19 protein-coding genes are annotated in these 20,090 nt (G+C 40.3%); 11 read left to right on the forward strand and 8 right to left on the reverse strand.

Going from position 1 to position 20,090, the window contains the following annotated elements:
* Positions 1-22 precede the first annotated feature (22 nt).
* The 6 genes from cysK (at position 23) to cyoE (ending at position 6,332) form a co-directional block, all read left to right on the forward strand.
* Positions 23-952 carry a cysteine synthase A gene (gene cysK / locus H7992_RS12040; RefSeq protein WP_187047706.1) on the forward strand — a complete coding sequence of 310 codons (930 nt, stop codon included), beginning with the start codon at positions 23-25 and terminating at the stop codon, positions 950-952.
* A gap of 164 nt (positions 953-1,116) precedes the next feature.
* Positions 1,117-1,959 carry an ABC transporter ATP-binding protein gene (locus H7992_RS12045; RefSeq protein WP_067208968.1) on the forward strand — a complete coding sequence of 281 codons (843 nt, stop codon included), beginning with the start codon at positions 1,117-1,119 and terminating at the stop codon, positions 1,957-1,959.
* Positions 1,892-2,644 (forward strand): ABC transporter permease, encoded by a 753-nt coding sequence (locus H7992_RS12050; protein ID WP_067208970.1) that lies wholly within the window; start codon positions 1,892-1,894, stop codon positions 2,642-2,644. The genes H7992_RS12045 and H7992_RS12050 overlap by 68 nt, the downstream gene beginning before the upstream one ends.
* Positions 2,645-2,844: 200 nt before the next feature.
* Positions 2,845-3,849 (forward strand): ABC transporter substrate-binding protein, encoded by a 1,005-nt coding sequence (locus H7992_RS12055; protein ID WP_187047707.1) that lies wholly within the window; start codon positions 2,845-2,847, stop codon positions 3,847-3,849.
* Between the two features lie 330 nt (positions 3,850-4,179).
* Positions 4,180-5,184 (forward strand): ABC transporter substrate-binding protein, encoded by a 1,005-nt coding sequence (locus H7992_RS12060; protein ID WP_187047708.1) that lies wholly within the window; start codon positions 4,180-4,182, stop codon positions 5,182-5,184.
* A gap of 206 nt (positions 5,185-5,390) precedes the next feature.
* On the forward strand, positions 5,391-6,332 hold the full coding sequence (cyoE, locus tag H7992_RS12065) for a heme o synthase (protein ID WP_304627127.1): 942 nt from the start codon (positions 5,391-5,393) through the stop codon (positions 6,330-6,332).
* A 167-nt stretch (positions 6,333-6,499) separates the two neighbouring features.
* On the opposite strand, the gene H7992_RS12070 is transcribed toward cyoE, so the two are convergent.
* The 4 genes from H7992_RS12070 to selD form a co-directional block, all read right to left on the reverse strand.
* Positions 6,500-7,525: a hypothetical protein gene (locus tag H7992_RS12070; RefSeq protein WP_187047709.1), complete on the reverse strand. Its 1,026-nt coding sequence runs from the start codon at positions 7,523-7,525 to the stop codon at positions 6,500-6,502.
* A gap of 176 nt (positions 7,526-7,701) precedes the next feature.
* Positions 7,702-9,189 (reverse strand): catalase, encoded by a 1,488-nt coding sequence (locus H7992_RS12075; RefSeq protein ID WP_187047710.1) that lies wholly within the window; start codon positions 9,187-9,189, stop codon positions 7,702-7,704.
* Between the two features lie 507 nt (positions 9,190-9,696).
* The gene (gene mnmH / locus H7992_RS12080; RefSeq protein WP_067208983.1) at positions 9,697-10,761 is read right to left on the reverse strand and encodes a tRNA 2-selenouridine(34) synthase MnmH; all 1,065 of its coding nucleotides are present in this window, start codon (positions 10,759-10,761) and stop codon (positions 9,697-9,699) included.
* A gap of 33 nt (positions 10,762-10,794) precedes the next feature.
* The gene (gene selD, locus H7992_RS12085; RefSeq protein ID WP_187047711.1) at positions 10,795-11,844 is read right to left on the reverse strand and encodes a selenide, water dikinase SelD; all 1,050 of its coding nucleotides are present in this window, start codon (positions 11,842-11,844) and stop codon (positions 10,795-10,797) included.
* Positions 11,845-11,982: 138 nt separating this feature from the next.
* On the opposite strand from selD, the gene dacB reads away from it, so the two are divergent.
* Both dacB and H7992_RS12095 read left to right on the forward strand, forming a co-directional pair.
* The gene (gene dacB / locus H7992_RS12090; protein ID WP_255428659.1) at positions 11,983-13,470 is read left to right on the forward strand and encodes a D-alanyl-D-alanine carboxypeptidase/D-alanyl-D-alanine endopeptidase; all 1,488 of its coding nucleotides are present in this window, start codon (positions 11,983-11,985) and stop codon (positions 13,468-13,470) included.
* Between the two features lie 160 nt (positions 13,471-13,630).
* Positions 13,631-14,479, forward strand: a complete 849-nt coding sequence (locus H7992_RS12095) for a KPN_02809 family neutral zinc metallopeptidase (protein WP_187047712.1) — start codon at positions 13,631-13,633, stop codon at positions 14,477-14,479.
* A gap of 101 nt (positions 14,480-14,580) precedes the next feature.
* Here H7992_RS12095 and ilvA read toward each other — a convergent pair whose 3' ends face one another.
* The 3 genes from ilvA to H7992_RS12110 form a co-directional block, all read right to left on the reverse strand.
* Positions 14,581-15,849 (reverse strand): threonine ammonia-lyase IlvA, encoded by a 1,269-nt coding sequence (gene ilvA / locus H7992_RS12100; protein WP_067208991.1) that lies wholly within the window; start codon positions 15,847-15,849, stop codon positions 14,581-14,583.
* A 122-nt stretch (positions 15,850-15,971) separates the two neighbouring features.
* Entirely contained in the window at positions 15,972-16,550 is a 579-nt protein-coding gene (locus H7992_RS24510) for a diacylglycerol/lipid kinase family protein (RefSeq protein WP_222618024.1), read from the reverse strand.
* Positions 16,535-16,870, reverse strand: a complete 336-nt coding sequence (locus H7992_RS12110) for a diacylglycerol/lipid kinase family protein (RefSeq protein ID WP_187047714.1) — start codon at positions 16,868-16,870, stop codon at positions 16,535-16,537. Before H7992_RS12110 ends, H7992_RS24510 begins: the two co-directional genes overlap by 16 nt.
* Before the next feature lie 141 nt (positions 16,871-17,011).
* On the opposite strand from H7992_RS12110, the gene H7992_RS12115 reads away from it, so the two are divergent.
* Positions 17,012-17,818 (forward strand): SDR family NAD(P)-dependent oxidoreductase, encoded by an 807-nt coding sequence (locus tag H7992_RS12115; protein ID WP_187047715.1) that lies wholly within the window; start codon positions 17,012-17,014, stop codon positions 17,816-17,818.
* Positions 17,819-17,881: 63 nt separating this feature from the next.
* Complete coding sequence (locus H7992_RS12120) at positions 17,882-18,637, forward strand: SDR family NAD(P)-dependent oxidoreductase (protein WP_082786558.1); 756 nt, start codon at positions 17,882-17,884, stop codon at positions 18,635-18,637.
* Positions 18,638-18,691: 54 nt separating this feature from the next.
* Here the strand turns inward: H7992_RS12120 and H7992_RS12125 are convergent, their stop codons facing one another.
* Positions 18,692-19,114, reverse strand: a complete 423-nt coding sequence (locus H7992_RS12125; protein WP_067209002.1) for a MarR family winged helix-turn-helix transcriptional regulator — start codon at positions 19,112-19,114, stop codon at positions 18,692-18,694.
* A 143-nt stretch (positions 19,115-19,257) separates the two neighbouring features.
* Between H7992_RS12125 and H7992_RS12130 the strand changes: the two genes are divergently transcribed.
* A complete protein-coding gene (locus H7992_RS12130) occupies positions 19,258-20,028 on the forward strand; it encodes a DUF2161 domain-containing phosphodiesterase (protein ID WP_187047716.1) in 771 nt (256 codons plus the stop codon).
* The last annotated feature ends 62 nt before the right edge of the window (positions 20,029-20,090 follow it).

Here is a 20,090-nt window from a genome sequence, read left to right on the forward strand (position 1 = left end):
TGTAACTGGGAGGATGACAGATATGCGCGTCGTAAACAATATAGCTGAATTGATTGGAAATACTCCGCTTGTGAGATTGAATAGACTGCCAGATTCAGAAGGAGCAGCTGTCTATGTGAAACTTGAATATTTTAATCCAAGCGGGAGCGTAAAAGACCGAGCTGCTTACAATATGATTGTCGAAGCAGAAAAAAGTGGGGAATTGGTTGCGGCGGCAACGATTATTGAACCGACATCAGGCAATACAGGAATAGGATTGGCAATGAATGCCGCGGCAAGAGGTTATGGAGCGATTTTCGTCATGCCGGATAATGCAACGATTGAACGCATTAATTTAATGAAAGCATATGGTGCGGAGGTCGTTCTAACTCCAAGTGAGGAAAGAATGCCAGGTGCAATCGCCAAAGCAAATGAAATAGCTGCACAAATTGAAAACAGTTTTATCCCCATGCAATTTGAAAACTCTGCAAATCCGGATATTCACCGGACAACAACGGCTGTTGAAATTAGTGAAGCGATGAAGTCCATTGGAAGAAAGCTTAATGCTTTTGTTTGTACATCAGGAACGGGAGGGACAGTGACAGGTACCGGAGAAGCACTTAAAGAACTTGATGCTAGAATAACGGTTCATGTTGTTGAGCCCGCCGGATCACCTGTCTTATCGGGCGGAGAGCCTGGTAAGCATAAGCTTGTTGGAACAAGTCCAGGTTTTATTCCTTACGTTTTGAATACGAACGTCTATGATGAAATATTTATGATACAAGACGATGAAGCTTACGAGACAGTCCGGTCTTTAGCCGCGAATGAAGGGATTCTTATTGGCCCTTCGGGAGGCGCTGCCGTATATGCGGCTTTGACCGTTGCAAGGCGATTGACTCCGAATGATACGGTCGTCTGTATTGCACCTGATTCCGGTGAACGCTATTTATCGAGCGATTTGTTCGGATTTTAAAACCAAATCTTCAATTTACGGAGTGCGTGAATAATAAATAGAGCTACTAAATTAGTTGAACATATGAAAACCTATATAAACTAAACAAAGTAGCCTTAAAAGGAATTCTTTATTTCAACCTATATAGATTTACTTGTAGGGAATTTTAGGGAAGGGGTATTTGAATGTATTTAACAATAGACGGCATTGTGAAAAGCTTTCCGCACAAAGAAAATGGTCATGTCAAAGTGCTGGATAATATCTCGTTAGACGTGGAAAAAGGACAGTTTGTTTCAATTGTTGGTCCTTCCGGTTGCGGGAAGTCGACATTGCTCTATCTGATTGCTGGTCTTGAAAAGGCTGATCAAGGGGAAATTCGGATTGCTGGAAAAGTAGTGACAGATCCCGGACCAGATCGTGTCGTTGTATTCCAACAGGATGGATTATTTCCGTGGTTAACGGTTCTTGATAATGTCACGTATGGCTTACGTTTAAAGGGTCTGCCAAAAAAAGAGGCAGAGGACAAAGCCAGAGAAATGTTGAAAATGGTCCATCTAAGTAATTTTATCGACGCCTATCCACATCAGCTGTCCGGAGGTATGAAACAACGTGTTGCTATCGCACGCGCACTTGTTATGGAGCCCGCAATTTTACTGATGGATGAGCCATTTGCGGCACTGGATGAGCAGACCAGAATGGTGTTACATAATGAACTTCTGGAAATTTGGCAAAAAACGAAGGTGACAATCTTTTTCGTTACGCATAACATTCGGGAAGCTGTCCTTTTATCCGAAAAGATTATTGTATTTGAAACACGTCCTGGAAGAATAAAAGAGATTTATTCTTCAAAAACAATGAAAGACGGCGTTATGCCAAATGATGTAACCTTTCATTTGGAAAAACAGATATTGGCATCACTGCAAGGTGAAATTGAGAAAGTGTTAAAGGAGGAAATGGGGGATGACTACATTTTTAAGACGAACCCTCTTCATCGGGATTCTAGCGGCGATATGGGAAGTCACATCTAGATTATCAAGCTTACCCGATTTCATGTTTCCGAGTCTCAGCCAAGTATTGCATACACTTTACACAGGTATTTTGAGTGGTCAAATAATGACTGCAATCCTTACTAGCATGAGTCGTCTATTAATAGGATTTACAATTGCGACAATCCTTGGTCTTTTTTTAGGCTACCTCATATGGCGTTCTGAGTTAGTGGAAGACACACTTGGATTTCTTGTCACAGCATTGCAATCGATTCCGAGTATTGTTTGGTTCCCACTTGCAATCATTTGGTTCGGTTTGAATGATTTCTCTATTCTTTTTATTGTAACAATCGGTGCGACTTGGACAATGACAATCAATGCGACAAGTGGTTTTAAAAATGTGCCAAGGCTTTATCAACAAGTAGCTAAAACATTAGGTTCTAGCGGTTTTCACTTTTTGCGAACAGTTATTATGCCAGCATCTGTCCCGCAACTCATATCTGGATTACGAATCGCCTGGGCATTTTCCTGGCGCGCGTTAATGGCAGGGGAACTTCTTGGTGGTGGAGGAGGGCTTGGGTATCTCTTGGAAATGGGAAGATCACTCGGACAAATGGATTTGGTTATCTCGGTAATGATCATCATTGGTGTTATCGGTACAATCATGGATAATCTTGTCTTTTTACGATTGGAGCGCAGTGTGCAGAAAAAATGGGGAATTAGTTAAGGGAAAAGCGGAAACAGCATGCTACGACGTGACAGGCATAAGCAGGAATGACTTTGAAGGATGGTAGTCTAAATACGTGATATTCATGGCACAACAAGGAGGGGGAAGTTCAATCCCTCCCCACTGATGACCCGAATCGTGCAGACCAAGTGTCTGGGCGTTGAAGAATTGATAATAGATAAAAAAGGGGAGAGAACGGAATGAAACGTAATTTGTTCTTACTTGGGCTTATTTCTTTAGCTGTATTGGCAATTGTATCTGGCTGTGGAAAGACAGAAAAAGGAGCACAAGACAGTAAAGAAGTGAACATTGGTTATTTCCCTAATTTAACGCATATCGCTACAATTGTGGCGCTAGAAAAAGATTATTTCACTGAAGCATTTGGAGAAGATATTAAAATCAACACAAAAACCGTCAGTAACGGCGGCTTGTTTATGGAGGCGATGGTGACTAAATCCATTGATGTAGGAACAGTAGGACCCGGTCCATTACTGAACTTCTACGTAAAATATCCCAACTATCATATTATTTCAGGCGCTGTAAACGGGGGAGCCGTCCTCGTCGCGAGTGAACATAGTAATATAAAAGAACTTGCTGATTTAGACGGGAAGAAAGTTGCGATTCCTGTAATAGGAAGTACCCAAGATGTAATGTTACGTAAAGCACTGAAAGATGTGGGTCTGAAGCCGACGTCAAATGGTGGCACAGTCGAAATGTTTGCTGCAGCACCAGCTGATACAGCAACGCTCTTTATTCAAAAGTCTGTGGATGCTGCAGCAACCCAAGAACCATGGGGTTATATTTTGGAAACACAGGCGAACGGTCAATTGTTGTTGGATTGGGAATCATTCGCTTGGGGGAAAGAATCGACAAATACCGTGGTTGCAGCAAGTAAGAAATTTTTGGAAAATGAAACGTTAGTGAAGGCCTATTTAACAGCACATGTAAAAGCAGTAGAGTTTATTGAGCAAAATCCTGAAGAAAGTCAAGATCTAGTTATAAAGCACATCAAAGAATTAACAGGAAAAGAGATTGATAAAGCTGAGCTCGCAGCCGCATTTAAGCGCCTGAAAGTAACCACGTCTGTCAATGAAGAAGTTATTCAGGAGATGGCTGATATTAGTAAAGAGGCAGGGTATGTTACTAGTAATGATATTGACGGTTTAATTCAATTGAAACAGTTGAAGTCAATAGAAGCAAAATAATAAAATGTAAAGCGTTACTGATTTAGTAGGATTATAAACATCATAATGATGTTTATAATCCTACTGCGTTCGTTAATGGTGCAGTAGTCGTTTAGTCCAAACTGATCCGAAAGCACCTGTACATAGGATATCTAGTGTTTTATCACAAAAGTAAGCAATCATTTACTGGTTAGCTTAGGTTAATCAACACATGTAATAGGTAATGATCATTATTGGCGGCATCGATACAAACGTAGATAATCTAGTTTTTTTCGACTGGAGAGCAGTGTACAGAATAAATGGGGAATATGTTAAGAGGTTATTTATAGAAACAGATGGGGAGAGAAAAGGATGAAACGTAAATTTTTCGTACTTGCGCTTATTTCCTTAGTTATATTGAGTATTTGTGCTGCATGCGCTAAAGCAGAACAAGGAGCACCAGGCAGTAAAGTCGTGAACATTGGATATTTCCCGAACTTAACGCACATGGCTACAATCGTTGCGCTGGAGGAGGGTTATTTCACTGAAGCGTTTGGGGAAGATATTTCAATCAACACAAAGACCGTCAGTAACGGCGGACTGTTCATGGAAGCGATGGCTACCAAATCCATTGATGTGGGAACAGTAGGACCAGGTCCTGTACTGAACTTTTACGTAAGAGACCCTAACTATCATATAATTTCAGGCGCTGTAAATGGTGGTGCAGTCCTTATTGCTAGTGAAGATAGTAACGTTAATGAGCTTGCTGATTTGGATAGGAAGAGAGTTGCGATACCTGGAATTGGGGGTACTCAAGATATCATGTTGCGTAAAGCACTAAAAGATGTTGGTCTGAAGCCGACAGCAAATGGAGGAACAGTCGAAATGTTTGCGGCAGCACCAGCTGATACAGCAACGCTCTTTATTCAAAAGTCTCTAGATGCAGCTGCAATACCAGAACCCTGGGGCTATATTTTGGAAACACAGGCAAATGGTAAGCTTCTATTGGACTGGGAATCATTCGCGTGGGGGAAAGAATCACCAAATACTGTTGTCGCCGCAAGTAAGAATTTTTTGGAGGATGACAAGTTGGTGAAAGCCTACTTAACAGCTCATGTAAAAGCAGTTGAGTTTATTGAGCAAAATCCTGAAGAAAGTCAAAATCTTGTCATTAAACACATCAAAGAATTAACGGGTAAAGAGATTAACAAAGCTGAACTCGAAGTCGCTTTTAAGCGCCTAAAAGTAACTACTTCTGTCAATGACGAAGTAATTCAGGAAATGGCTGATATCAGTAAGGAAGCAGGATATATCCCTAGTAGCGATATTGAAGGTTTAATTCAATTGGATCAGTTGAAGTTTATAGAAGGAAAATAATAAAACGTAACTAATTTTAGTGAATTGGAAACATCATATTGATGTTTCCAATTCTTTTTTCTCGTAGTTTTGAAAATGTCACAAAGCTTTCCTTTGTCTTACTTGAAAACTAAGAGTAAAATGGAGTTAAGTATGCCAGCCACTGAACGAATTGGGAATCCACCAAATTGGAAAAGCACCTGGCTTTTTTGAGGAGAGACGAATTGATGACTAAAGTAATGGATCCTTCTTGGGAGAAGGTTAATGAAAAAACTGTATCGAAAGAACAAAATCTTTCCACGCTATTCGCAGATCTTAAATCTTTATTTAAGGCGATAGTCTTAATCTCTAATGTGCTACCTGTCCTTACTGGATTTTGGTTAGCACTCTATTTTACGAATGGAACTTTTTTAGCAAACTGGGATGTATTTTTGTTGACGATTTCAGGCAGTACACTTGTTATGGCTGGGGCACTTATCTTGAATAACTGGTACGACGTCGATATTGATACAGTGATGGAGCGGACCAAAAACCGTCCGACAGTTACTGGAAACTTTACACTTAAGTTTGTCTTTAGATTAGGAATCATATTATCTGTAGTAGGTTTAGTACTTCTAGCTTTTACAACAATTGAAGCGGCTGTCTACGCATTTATTGGATGGTTTACGTATGTTATTTTGTACACAATGTGGTCAAAACGTAGATATACGCTAAATACAGTCATTGGCAGTGTATCAGGTGCGGTGACACCTTTAATTGGATGGGCTGCAATTGCACCTGGTTATCATATCGTGCCAATCGTACTGACGCTTATCCTATTCATTTGGCAAATGCCGCATACGTTTGCTATTGCCATGAAGAAAGTGGAAGAATACAGTTTGGCAAAAGTGGCGATGCTTCCAGTTGTTCACGGGTTTAATTTTACAAAGCGGCAAATGGTTATCTATGTCGCATGCTTACTGCCATTACCATTCTTTTTAGGATCACTTGGTACAGTATTTGTTATTATTGCCTCGTTGATGAACATTGGGTGGTTAATTGCGACTATCGCCGGATTTTTCACGAAAAACGATATGAAGTGGGCACATCTGATGTTCATGTGTTCGGTGAATTATGTAGCTATCCTGTTTACACTAATGATTCTTGTTACATTGCCAGTATTTAATTAAACAAGAAATTTCAAGCTATCTTAGAATGGTCAAACCACGTAAGTGTCAAGGTGACAAATAACACAAGTATGCAAAAATGAAAATCCTCTCGTGTCTATAATGACATGAGAGGATTTTTAAATGACAGGAACCTATTCATCCCGAAATTATTTGAGAACTTGTACAAATTATTTACTGAAATACACAGCTATTTCTTTTGTGATTTCTTCAGGTACTTTTAAACTTAGCGGTTCTCCGTGCAAGAAATTGAATACGTTCATATCACTTGTTTGGAGTGCGCCCATAGTCAATCGGGGAACAATTCGAACGTGAACACGGTCAGATGAATTCTTACTTACAGGGATAAACAGGGCGAGGTTAAAGCTTGCGATACCGATTGATTCAAAGTAATTGAAAAAGCCCGTGAGACTTTCTGCGAGATCCTGCCAGTTGGTATGCGTTAATTCACCTAACGAAGAAGCACCTAAAACTCCAATGAAATCAATATGACTTTTAGGTGCGAAAGCATGAACCCAGTCGATGGAACCCACCGTCGCGATAAAACGTTCACCAATATCTTGCTCACTTTCTATTAATGTATCATAATAGTTTCTTCCTGTTTCTGTGTAAAATTGCTCGCTGCTTGCTAATGTTATCAATTGATAGTTGGTCGGCATCTCAGAGGCCAGCACATGAATATGTGGGTGTAAAATGCTACCGCCTGAAGGGGGTAAGTAGTTCCAGTTGATGGATGCATATGCAGTTTCCAGATCCTGGGCAATAACTTTATTCAAATAGTTATGTGCGGCAGAAAAGGAGTTGGCAATCATTGGTGTTGTGAATTCATCGAGTTTAACGTAATGCTGATCACACATTCGGACCACCGCATTATGCTTGCTGTAAGGGAAGAGGTTTGGAAAAACGACGGCTTCTCCTTGAATTATCCTGCCGTCTTCGGTTAAATTATTCGGGAATTTAGGTGTGACTGTGTGTACGTTTTCAATGCAGAATGGACATTTACTACCCGCGGTTTGTGTTGCGAGCTCAGAATAATCTATTGACGTAAAGGATGCACCTGGGTCGAAAATGATTCGGGATGTTTCTCCTGTTAGCGGATCCATTCGAATTTCAGTTTTGCGGTCAATCAATTTTCCATCTTGCATCGGATCATGAAACGTAAAAAATTCTTCTTTTGCTATAAAAGTAATAGACATCTATAGTTTCCCCCTACTGTATATTCTAAATACACTTTCTATTCTACCTGTGATTCACATAAAAGTCAGTAGTATCATAGTGAATGTCTAAAAGGGTGTAGGGATAGGGATTGCCTATAAAAAAAGAGTGTTCCTCGCATTATTATGCGAAGTACACTCCTTATTTGCTTCAATAATTAATCTTCAGAACCAACAGCTGCTTCCACCTCGTGCCAAGAAACACCAAGTGCATCTGCTACACCTTGACCATAAGCAGGGTCCGCTTTGTAACAGTGAACAATATGACGAAGCTGAATATGTTTCTCAACGCCATTCATATTACGACCCGTATTTTCGAACAAAACTTGTTGTTGTTCTATGCTCATTAAGTTGAAGAGTTTACCTGGTTGCTCAAAGTAATTATCGTCATCTTCTCTGAAATTCCATTGGTCTGCTGCACCGAAAAGATCTAGTGCTGGATCTTTATATTTTGGTTGTTCTTTCCACTCACCATAGCTGTTCGGCTCATAATGAAGTGTGCTACCCATATTGCCATCGACTCTCATCGCGCCGTCACGGTGGAAACTATGAACTGGGCATTTCGGTTGGTTGACCGGAATTTGGTGATGGTTCACGCCTAAACGGTAACGCTGTGCATCTCCATAGGAGAAGAGACGACCTTGTAGCATTTTGTCCGGAGAGAAACTGATACCTGGTACAACGTTTGCGGGTGTAAAAGCAGCTTGCTCTACTTCTGCAAAATAGTTATCAGGATTTCGGTTTAATTCCCATTCGCCAACTTCAATAAGAGGGAAGTCTTTTTTATACCATACTTTTGTCAAATCAAACGGGTTGTAAGGCATATTGTTGGCTTGTTCTTCTGTCATTACTTGGATGTACATTTTCCATTTCGGGAAGTTCCCACTTTCGATATTGTCATATAGATCGCGTTGATGGCTTTCACGGTCTTTCCCAACAACTGCCTCGGCTTCTTGGTCAGTCAAGTTTTCAATGCCTTGCTGTGAACGCATATGGAATTTCACCCAAACACGTTTGTTGTCAGCGTTGATCATACTAAAGGTATGGCTTCCGAAACCATGCATATTTCTGTACGAATTTGGAAGTCCGCGGTCACTCATAACAATTGTTACTTGGTGAAGTGCCTCAGGTAGTGATGTCCAGAAGTCCCAGTTGTTATTGGCGCTACGCATATTTGTACGTGGATCACGCTTAACAGCATGGTTCAAGTCTGGGAATTGCATTGGGTCTCTAAAGAAGAACACAGGTGTGTTATTTCCGACAAGGTCCCAGTTACCTTCTTCTGTATAATATCTCATTGAAAATCCGCGAATATCGCGTTCTGCGTCAGCACCACCACGTTCACCGGCTACTGTTGAGAAACGAACGAACATATCTGTTTTCTTACCAATTTCAGAGAAGATTTTTGCTTTTGTATATTGTGAAATATCATGTGTTACGGTAAATGAACCATACGCAGCAGATCCTTTTGCATGCATACGCCGTTCAGGAATAACCTCGCGATCAAAATGCGCGAGCTTCTCCAATAGCCAAACATCTTGTAATAGTATTGGCCCTCTAGGCCCAGCAGTCATTGAGTTTTGATTATCCACAACTGGAGCACCAGCAGCAGTTGTTAATTTTTTATTATTGTCTTTTTCTGGCATAGATTCTCACTCCCTAGATTGTTTTAATTCCTACATGATAATCATACTAAAAAAGAAACAATATATCTACTAATAACATCTACTAAAATTAATTCTTTTATAAAGGCTGCATATCCTCAAGTCGTAAGTAGCTTCGTATGCACTTTTACTGAATGAAGAGGGGGAGAATTACATATAACCATTCTCAATTAGAAGGTATATAAAAAACTTAGAAATGAGACGCAGGCAATTCGGAAAATAGGATTCTCCTTCTATATTAACTTTTATTAACGGAAAAGTCAGTAAAATTATACGGGTATGATAAAAATTAATTAAACGTTAAAGAGAATTCTGTGATTCGGCATATCTCAACAATGAAAAACTGCCTGAACAGTCAACGATAAGGTAGATTGTTCAGGCAGTTCATTTTCTCGATAAAGAGGCAATGTTAACTTGAATCAGCAGAAATCCCTACTGATTAGGAGAATTCAGACTAAAATCGCCTCGTCCTACGGAAACAAGCGCAATTCAAAATTCGGACGCAATTACACCTAGGCGCAATTGCTCTCGCTCGATTGTATGAAGAACTTTTTGAAATGCGTCTTCTATATTTTTCGCATCGATATCTACTTTCTGTATGTCAGTATTTTGATAACCAGAATGTTTATACCTTGGATCGTAATAGTGTTCAAGTAGCAACTCGACTACCCATGCAAACTCACCATTTTCCAAATGCGTTTCAATCTCCTTGGCAATGGGGGTATGTAATCGTTTTTTAATTAATTGAAAAGCCTCCTTGAAACGTTCCGGGTTGTTCCACGGTTCATAGTCTGCTAAAACAATTTTGACCCGTTCCTCAAGAGGGAGGTGAATGACAATTTGCATCCCAATTTCCTTTTTCTCATAAATAAATTGCGGTAAACTTACTTTCCCAATCCTTCTGCTCTCACCTTCTATGAAAACATACTGCTCAGTTTTAAAACGTTCTAATTCACGGACTAATAATGAGTCGAATTTTTTTTGATTGCTTGGCTCAAGTCCTATTTGTCCGAAAATAGAACCGCGATGACCAGCAATGTGTTCGAAATCGATGACTGGATAGCCATTGTTCGCTAGACGCTTCAAAATCTCTGTTTTACCAGTACCCGTATAGCCATTCAATACAATGAAGTTTGGCGGAAAGTTCTCCTTTTCCAATTCATGAACGATCCATTGGCGATACGAACGGATCCCTCCACTTAGTCGAGTGGTATGAATGCCCATTAAATCAAGGACAGTAGCCGCTGTCTTACTGCGCATGCCGCCACGCCAACAGAATACCGTCATAGGCGTTTTAATAAGTTTGAAAGCACGAATAAAATCCGGCAATTTCTCTGAAAAGACTTCAAGCCCTCTTTCCATGGCAACTTCTTGTCCATTGTGTTTATAAAGAGTTCCGATTTCCGCGCGTTCCTCATCATCAAAGACAGGAATGTTAATGCTTCCAGGAATCGTCGCCTCATTAAACTCTTTAGGAGAACGGACATCAATGAATGTATGTGGGCCTTTTTCTTGCAATGTAAATATATCTTCCAACATCAGATCTCGAAACATTCAATACACCTTCTAACCAAAATTTACATTTTATCAAATGACAGTGATCCGTCCTTTATTATCTTCTGTTACTACGCCGATTACCCGTGCGTCTACGCCTTTTTGTTGGAGTTCATCCAACAGTTGACTCGCCTGGTCTCCAGGGAGTGCTATGAGCAGTCCACCAGAAGTAACTGCATCACATAAAATCCAACGGTCTAATTGGTCCATTGTTTCCGAGTACGTGACAACATCCGCTACGTGGGCGAAATTGTTCTTTGTTCCGCCAGGTACTTTTCCAGCTTCCGCCAGTTCTTTTGTGCGGGGGAGTGTTGGTACTTGGTCTGCAAAGATTCGAATACCCACGTCGCTTGCTTTCGCTATTTCAGATGCATGTCCAAGTAGTCCGAAGCCAGTTACATCTGTGGCCGCATGGACATCGTATGTCGCCATTGTTTCTGCCGCCGTTTTATTAAGTGTGGTCATAATTTTTGTAACATAGACAATTTCATCTTCCGATAATAAACCATTTTTCAATGAAGTTGTGTAAATCCCGACACCGATTGGTTTTGTTAAAAGTAATTTATCACCTGGTTGTGCACCGGCATTTGTTCGTACTTTATCGGGATGAACGATTCCGGTTACGGCAAGACCGAATTTTGGTTCTTGATCATCTATTGAATGTCCGCCGACGAGTGTAACTCCTGCTTCTTTTAATTTATCACCGGAACCACGAAGGATCTCTGTCAGGATTTTTTTATCCAGCGTAGCGATTGGAAAAGCAACGATGTTTAGCGCTGTAATTGGAGTTCCACCCATTGCGTAGATGTCACTGATTGCATTTGTTGCAGCAATTTGACCGAAATCGTAAGGATCGTCGACAATTGGCGTGAAAAAGTCGAGCGTCTGTACCATGGCTATTTCATCAGTCAGTTTATAAACACCCGCGTCATCGCTCGTATCGAGACCAACGAGCAAATTAGGATTGGGAGTCGCAACTGGTAGGCTACGTAATACCTCCGCCAAATCTGCAGGTCCGATTTTACAGCCACAGCCTCCTTTTTTTGTAAGGGAAGTCAATTTTACTGGTTCAGTTTTCTCCATTATTTTTCCACCTTTCGATTACAATTCTATTTATAATCTTAACACAATGGGAAAATAGATTTAGTATAGCAAGTCCTCGCAATCTATTTCTTATGGTAGAATATTCATAGTTCGTGCAAATTTTAAGGGGGTACAGGTTTGATTCAAAAAAGAATAGCACTATCGTTACTATCTGTATTATTGTTCGTTGGAATGCTATTTACAACGGTTCCAGAACATTCAACCGTGTCTGCAGCTGTTTCGTATGAGGGGTTGGAAAACACCATTAATACGATTATGGCAGATAGTAGAATGCGTGCAGCTTCTAGCAGCGTAACCGTGCGCAAAGCTTCAACTGGGGAAATCATCTACCAAAAACAGGGTGATAAAGGGATTACACCCGCCTCCACGCTGAAAATACTCACAGCAGCGGCAGCACTTGAGACACTTGGTGAAAATTATCGTTTCACTACAGATGTATTAACAAATGGCAAAGTAACAAATGGAATACTAGACGGAAATCTATACCTTCGCGGGACAGGCGATCCTACGTTGTTGAAAAAAGACTTTGATGATTTTGCTTCGAAGTTGGCTATACTTGGAGTCAAACGGATTTCAGGTAATCTGGTAGGGGATGACACTTGGTTCGATACGATTCGTTTATCACCAGGTATTGATAAAAATGATGAATCTTATTACTATGCAGCTCAGATTTCAGCATTGACTGTATCTCCGAATACGGATTACGATGCTGGAACGGTCATTGTAGACGCAAAGCCAGCTGCACGCGGGAAAGTAGCAAAAGTAATGCTAACCCCGGAAACTGGCGTTGTTCGAGTGGTCAATCGTTCTAAGACAGTTCCTAAGGGGACTAAAAACACTTTGAAAATTGAACGTCAATACGGTACGAATAACATTATGATTACTGGAAAAGTCCCGATTGGTTCCGCTGGCAGGAAAGAGTGGATTACTGTGTCCAACCCAACTGCCTATGCACTTGATATTTTTAAAAAATCATTACTAGCAAAAGGGATAAATTTTGATCCCTCATCTAAAGTATTACGGGGAAAAACTCTAGAAGAATCCAAAATTCTCGTAACTAAAAATTCCATGCCATTAAAGAGCTTGATGAGACCTTTTATGAAATTAAGTAATAACTCACATGCTGAAGTATTGGCGAAGGCAATGGGGAAAATGAAGTATGGGGATGGCAGCTGGAATGCAGGTTTACGGGTGATGCGCGACTATGCTGAGTCAGTCGGTTTAGATGTGAACGAATGGTTGTTTGAAGATGCATCCGGTATGTCCCATGCGAATAAAGTGACATCTGCACAACTGACTGAGTTATTGTATCAAGTGCGAACGGCACCCTGGTACGGGTCGTTTGCGCAAGGACTACCTGTTGCTGGGGCACCGGACCGATTCATCGGAGGTACGCTTAGGAATCGCATGAAAACGGGAACTGCTAAAGGTAATGTCATTGCGAAAACGGGGAGCTTGACAAATGTCAGTGCATTGGCAGGATATGCACAAACAAAAGATGGAGAAACGCTCATTTTCAGTGTCCTAACGCAGGATCACAAATCCAGTACGATTCCTATCCTAGACCGTATTGCAACTGCTATAACTAATTCAACAATTAAATAATAATGTGAATTTGAACATCGGGATATATTTACCTCGATGTTTTTTTAGTGTCATGTATTTTTTTGTAATAATTACTTTCTGGACATTTTGGGTATAGCAAGAAATACATATGTACAATTTGAGTATTCAATGCATAAATCAGATGTCGGGAGGAAGTTATGTGGAGTATAAAGGCAGAAAAGGAAGTTCGAATGTTGAAGATCGAAGAGGCAAGGGAAAAGGGGGTATAGCATTAGCCGGGGGCGGTATTGGCGGCTTAATTCTTATACTTATTATTACTTTTCTTGGAGGCAGTCCAAGTGAAGTTTTGAATGACTTACAAGGTGCGGATTCGGGTCCCTCGGTTCCATATGAAGAAACGGCTGAAGAAAAGGAGCTTGCGGAATTTGTTTCAGTAGTTCTTGCAGATACAGAAGTTGTTTGGACAAAATTGTTCCGCGAACAAGGGTTGGAATACGAGGAACCAATCCTCGTGTTATATACAGATAGCGTTCAATCTGCGTGTGGAGCAGCAGGAGCATCCGTTGGACCATTTTATTGTCCAGGCGACCACAAACTTTATATTGATTTAAGTTTTTATCAAGAACTTCAAGACAAGTTCCAAGCTCCTGGGGATTTTGCGATGGCCTATGTTGTGGCGCATGAGGTAGGACATCATGTACAAACCCTTTTAGGCATCAATGAGCAAGTGAATGCTCTTCGCCCAAAACTGAGCACAGAAGAGTTTAATAAATATTCGGTACGCCTTGAATTACAGGCAGATTATTTTGCTGGTGTGTGGGCAAGGCATCAGAAGGACATGAATTTTCTTGAAGAAGGTGATCTTGATGAAGCAATTACAGCAGCGAGTGCTGTAGGTGATGACCGCATTCAGGAACAAGCCCAGGGGTATATTGTCCCCGACAGCTTTACTCACGGAACTTCTGAACAAAGGAAGCGCTGGTTTACTAAAGGATTTGAAAACGGCACCATTGAGAGTGGTGATACATTTAAAGCAAGTGGATTGTAAAAGAATCATGGAGGTGACAAGGGTTTCCTCCATGGCACAATGAAAAAATCTTGCTTAGGACATAATCGCCATAAGCAAGATTTTAGTTATCAAAAAGCAAGTTAGATAAGTAACTCAAATAACGTGCTATCATTGTTAACCTCTTTAAAAGAGAAACCGCAATCATGCATTCGCTGAATAAGTCCTTCGTAGTCTGACTTCCTCTTTACTTCAATGCCTACAAGTCCAGGGCCGCTTTCTTTGTTGTTTTTCTTTGTATATTCAAATGTAGTGATATCGTCGTCAGGTCCAAGTACTTCATCTAAGAATTGACGTAACGCACCAGAACGCTGAGGAAAGTTAACAATGAAATAATAAAGAAGTCCTTCATAAATCAATGATTTATCTTTAATTTCCTGCATTCGACCAATATCATTATTCCCGCCACTTATGACACATACGACAGACTTCCCCCTAATCTCATCTTTATAAAAATCCAATGCGGCGATAGATAACGCACCTGCTGGTTCTACGATAATTGCATGTTGGTTATATAATTCCAAGATAGACGTACACACTTTACCTTCTGGAACTAGTACAATGTCTTCCAGGTACTTACGGCAAATTTCAAATGTGTGTTGGCCGGCACTTTGTACGGCTGCCCCATCAACGAATTTATCGATTGTATCCAAGGTTGTCACTTCATTATTCTTTAATGCTGCTTTCATACTAGCAGCACCTTCAGGCTCTACACCAATCATACGTGTATGTGGTGACAGGTTTTTAATATAAGTACTCAAACCAGACATAAGGCCGCCGCCCCCAATACTGGCAAAGACAAAATCAACAGGTTCCTCTATATCATTCATGATTTCAACCGCGACTGTTCCTTGTCCGGCAATGACATCGTAATCGTCAAATGGGTGGATGAAAATTCTGTCTTCAGCAGTCGCACATTCGACCGCTGAAGCGGATGAATCATCAAATGTATCGCCCACTAAAATGATTTCTACATAATTCCGTCCAAACATTTTCACTTGGTTAATTTTTTGCTTCGGAGTTGTCTGTGGCATGAATATTTTTGCGTCAATACCTAGATGCGCACAAGCAAAAGCGACTCCTTGCGCATGATTACCTGCGCTGGCACAGACAACACCTTTTTCAAGCGCAGCTGCTTCTATGGTTTTGATTTTATAATAGGCACCCCGTAATTTAAAGGAACGAACATGTTGTAAATCTTCCCTTTTTACATAGACTCGACAGTCGTATTTTTCTGATAGTCGTTCATTCTTTTGTAGAGGAGTATGTGCGACTACATCTTTTAGTAATTGATTGGCAATCAGTATATCCTCGACTTGAATTCCAGTTGGTTCCGTCTTTGTTAGATTCATAGTAATCTCAGCACCCTCCATATAAATAGATCATTTTTCTATACTAACATGACAGAAGGAGAATAAACACATCAATGTTTGTAATTATGAGTTAATTTCGAAAGGGAAAATGGCAATCTGTCTTATCTAGTTAGAATAAGATTCAATGCTTTTTCATGAATTGCAACATGGAGTGGGGTGGACTTTATAACTTCTCCATCGATGATTGCGAGAATTGGCCTGTCTGTTTCAATTGTGATTTCTTTTCCCGTTCTGTATGTAACGCCTTTCCTGAGAATCGGTTGACCCCGAAGCAAAGCAAGAAATAGGCGCATTAAGATATTCATCCGCCCTACATCATGAAGCATTGTAATATTTAACATACTATCTGTTGGAGAGGCTCCGGGACAAACGACTAATCCGCCGCCATAGGAGGAAGTATTTCCACAAGCAGTGAGCCAGGTAATAGCGTATGTATAGGTCATATCATCGATTGTGACTGTACTTTTAAACGGCTTAAATGACAGTAACTCAATTATCGCAGCAATGGTATAAGTGAATGAACTTAAGCCAAGCTTATTTAATATCGGTTTGTAAAATGAGTGATTTACACGTTGACCAATCCTTGCATCAAGCCCGATTCCAGCGACAGTAATGCCAAAACGGTCATTTATGTTTAATAAATCAATGGCAACAGTCCGATGCTCTAATAGTCCTTTGATAAACGATCAGGGTGAGTAGTTAGGCGGAACATCCGAGCAGTGTCATTTCCTGAACCAGCAGGTAGAATAGCGAGTGGAATACCGGTTCCAGCAATGTCTTGTATGACAGAACTCATTGTGCCATCTCCACCGATAACTGTCACAGCATGAATGGTAGTTGACTGAAGGTAAGTTGTGATGAATTTGCGTGCTGTAACTTCTGAATCACTGACAATCACACTGTATTCTCTATTTTTTTGCTTCACTTTCTTCTCGATTTCATCCCATAATGAGCAAGCTTGGCCATTTCCCGATAATGGATTTACGATGAAAAGATACATAACATACCCCAATGCTACTATTTTCATAGTAGCACATTTGGATCTATAGGCTTACGAAGTTAAAGCTTCCTCTCAATATGATTTAATGTTAAAGTATATTGAGTGGTACTATCTAAATTGGAAATTGAGAGGGGTAAATTTATGGGAAGAGTACAGGATAAAGTTGCATTAGTAACAGGTGGGGCATCAGGTATCGGGTTGTCTACTGCTACACTTCTTGCAAAAGAAGGTGCAAAAGTGGTCGTTGCAGACTTTAATCTGGAAGGTGCGAAACAAGTTGCCCAAAATATCTTAAACGACGGTGGAGATGCCGTTGCTGTATTTTTGGATGCTGGGAGTGAACAATCAATTAAAGATGCGATTGATTTCACGGTTGAACAGTTTGGTACCATTACAATCCTCTATAACAATGTAGGGACGACAAATTTGCAAAAAGATTTGGATGTCGTGAATATTGATTTAGATGAGTGGGATCGTTTAATGAATGTGAATGCAAAAAGTGTTTTACTAGGAAGCCGATATGCAATTCCACATATGCAAAAAGCAGGCGGAGGTTCTATTATTAATACTGCATCCATGGCTGCCTTTGCGGGGGATTCTGTCCGTTCAGCTTATGGTGCATCGAAGGCTGCAGTTGTAAACTTGACGAAATATATCGCAACGCAATATGGAAAAGACAATATACGTTGTAATGGAGTTGCTCCTGGTTTGATTTTAACACCTGCTGCAAAACAAAATATGTCACAAGAAGTACTTGATATTTTTGAGAAATATAACGCATTACCATACCATGGGGAAGCTGACGATATTGGAAATACCGTCTTATTTTTAGCTTCTGATGAATCCAAGTTTATTACTGGACAAACGATTCAAGTTGAAGGTGGTCACTATTTAAGCAACCCAAGTATTGCTGACTTTCATCAGTTAATGTCACAAGCAAAATCGTAAGAATTCAATAGATAATCCATATAGAAAAGTTAACAATAGACGATTTAAGAGAGGGTTTGATTAATTATGAAACTTCAAGACAAAGTTGCAATTATTACTGGCGGAGCCGGAGGTATTGGTAAAGGGATGGCGACTGCATTCGTAAAAGAAGGTGCTAAAGTTGTCATCGTCGATTTAAATGGGGAATTAGGGGAACAGGCAATTAAGGAATTGCAAGTTTATCAACCGGAATCGATTTTTATCCAAGCGAATTTAGCCGAGCATGATAAATTGCCGGAAATAGTGAAGCAAACCGTCGAGAAATTCGGTAAGTTGGATATTTTAGTAAACAATGCACACGCATCGACAAATAAGCCATTCGAAGAGATTACGCAAGCGGATCTAGACTTATCGTTCAACACAGGATTTTATCCGACGTTCTATTTAATGCAGGCTGCATTGCCTTATTTAAAGGAGACGAAAGGTAAAATCATTAACTTCGCTTCTGGAGCAGGTATAAACGGAGACGCTAACCAAGCTACATACGCTGCGGCAAAAGAAGCAATCCGGGCGATTACGCGTGTTACTGCAAATGAATTTGGTCCATTCGGAATCAATGTGAACTTAATTGCACCACTTGCGGATTCTCCTGGGATTCAGCAATGGGCAAAAGCACAACCTGAAGCTTTCGAAACAATGGTGTCTAAGATTCCGTTAAAACGACTTGGTGACCTAGAAAATGATATCGGGAGGGCTGCTGTATTCTTGGCAGGTGCCGATTCTGATTACATTACAGGACAAACATTAATGGTCGATGGTGGAATTACTAAACTTAGGTAAACCAACTAATTGAACAGACTAAAAGAGCATCTCCGTTGAGAAGATGCTCTTTTTTCATATTAACGACTTATTTAACTTTGTGTAAATGGAAAGTAACGATTGCTGCTCTGTTTCTGTTAAATGTGAAAAGACCTTCATGCGGAGATGTTGACCGTCTTTTTGTGCTTGATTCAATAAATCTTCGCCTTTTTGCGTAATTTTCCAATAGATGATACGGCGGTCAGTATCGTCCTGCCGACGCGTGATTAGTTCTTTGTTCGATAGTTTAGTGGAAAGGTGTGTGAGAGATGCAGGTGTAAAGTTTAATAGGCGGGCAAGCTCGGAAGGTCGGCTTTCCCCATTCATCTGTAATTCGTGCAAGGCAACAATATGCGATACACCAAGATCGTAATCTACTTGCTGCCGCCACTTTACATGCATTTTATGTGTTACTTGTTCAATCGTATGTAGTAGTTCAAAGATTGTCTGAGTAGACATGATTTTCCCCATCCTTTTCTCATAATACGTCTCCAAATAACTTTTTATTTTTTCGCGCATTACTAGTGTACCATCATTAAGGGGGATTTTGGGGTGGTAGTTTCGTTCAATTATGTATACCATCATAATGAGGTGAGATTAACATGCAAGGCAAAGAAACCAAACGATATGAAGTTGATTTATATAAACCAGTAAAAGAATATTTCACACAACAAGGTTATGATGTCCATGGTGAAGTAAATGAGTGTGACGTTGCGGCTGTAAGAGATCAAGAGCTGGTCCTTATTGAATTGAAATTATCGCTATCAATTGATCTTTTAATCCAAGCGACAAAAAGACAGCGGCTGACTAATGAAGTCTATGTCGCAATTCCTAGACCTAAACTCAACTTTCGTTCGAAAAAGTGGAAAGATAGTTGTCATTTGGTGAGAAGACTAGAGTTAGGCCTCATCCTTGTCTCATTCTTGGAAAATGATGCACAGGTGGAAATAGTGTTTCATCCCGCGTCTTTTGATCGGAAGAAAAGTATGCAACGTAGTAAGAAAAAAAGAAATGCGATGTTGACTGAAATGGAAGGCAGACTTGGAGACTATAATATTGGCGGGAGTTGCCAGACTAAGATAATGACAGCCTATAAAGAAAACTGCATTCATATAGCTTGTTGCCTTTTGGAATCGGGACCTTTATCTCCAAAATCGTTACGGAAGATGGGGACTGGGGAAAAAACGTTAACAATTTTAAATAAAAACTATTATGGTTGGTTTGATAAAATTCAACGAGGAATATATATGATTAGTGACATTGGAAAAAATGAGTTGCACGAATTCCCGGATCTCTTTAGCTATTATCATGAGGTGGTAAGAGAAACTGCTAGCGCTTACTTGGATATCGATGATGTCGGGGGAAATATGTGAAGGGGAGAACTTGCAATACGTGTTACTATTGAATTAGGCATTTACATATCAAAAGCAAGAAG

Source organism: Sporosarcina sp. resist, assembly GCF_014302295.1.
GTDB lineage: Bacteria > Bacillota > Bacilli > Bacillales_A > Planococcaceae > Sporosarcina > Sporosarcina psychrophila.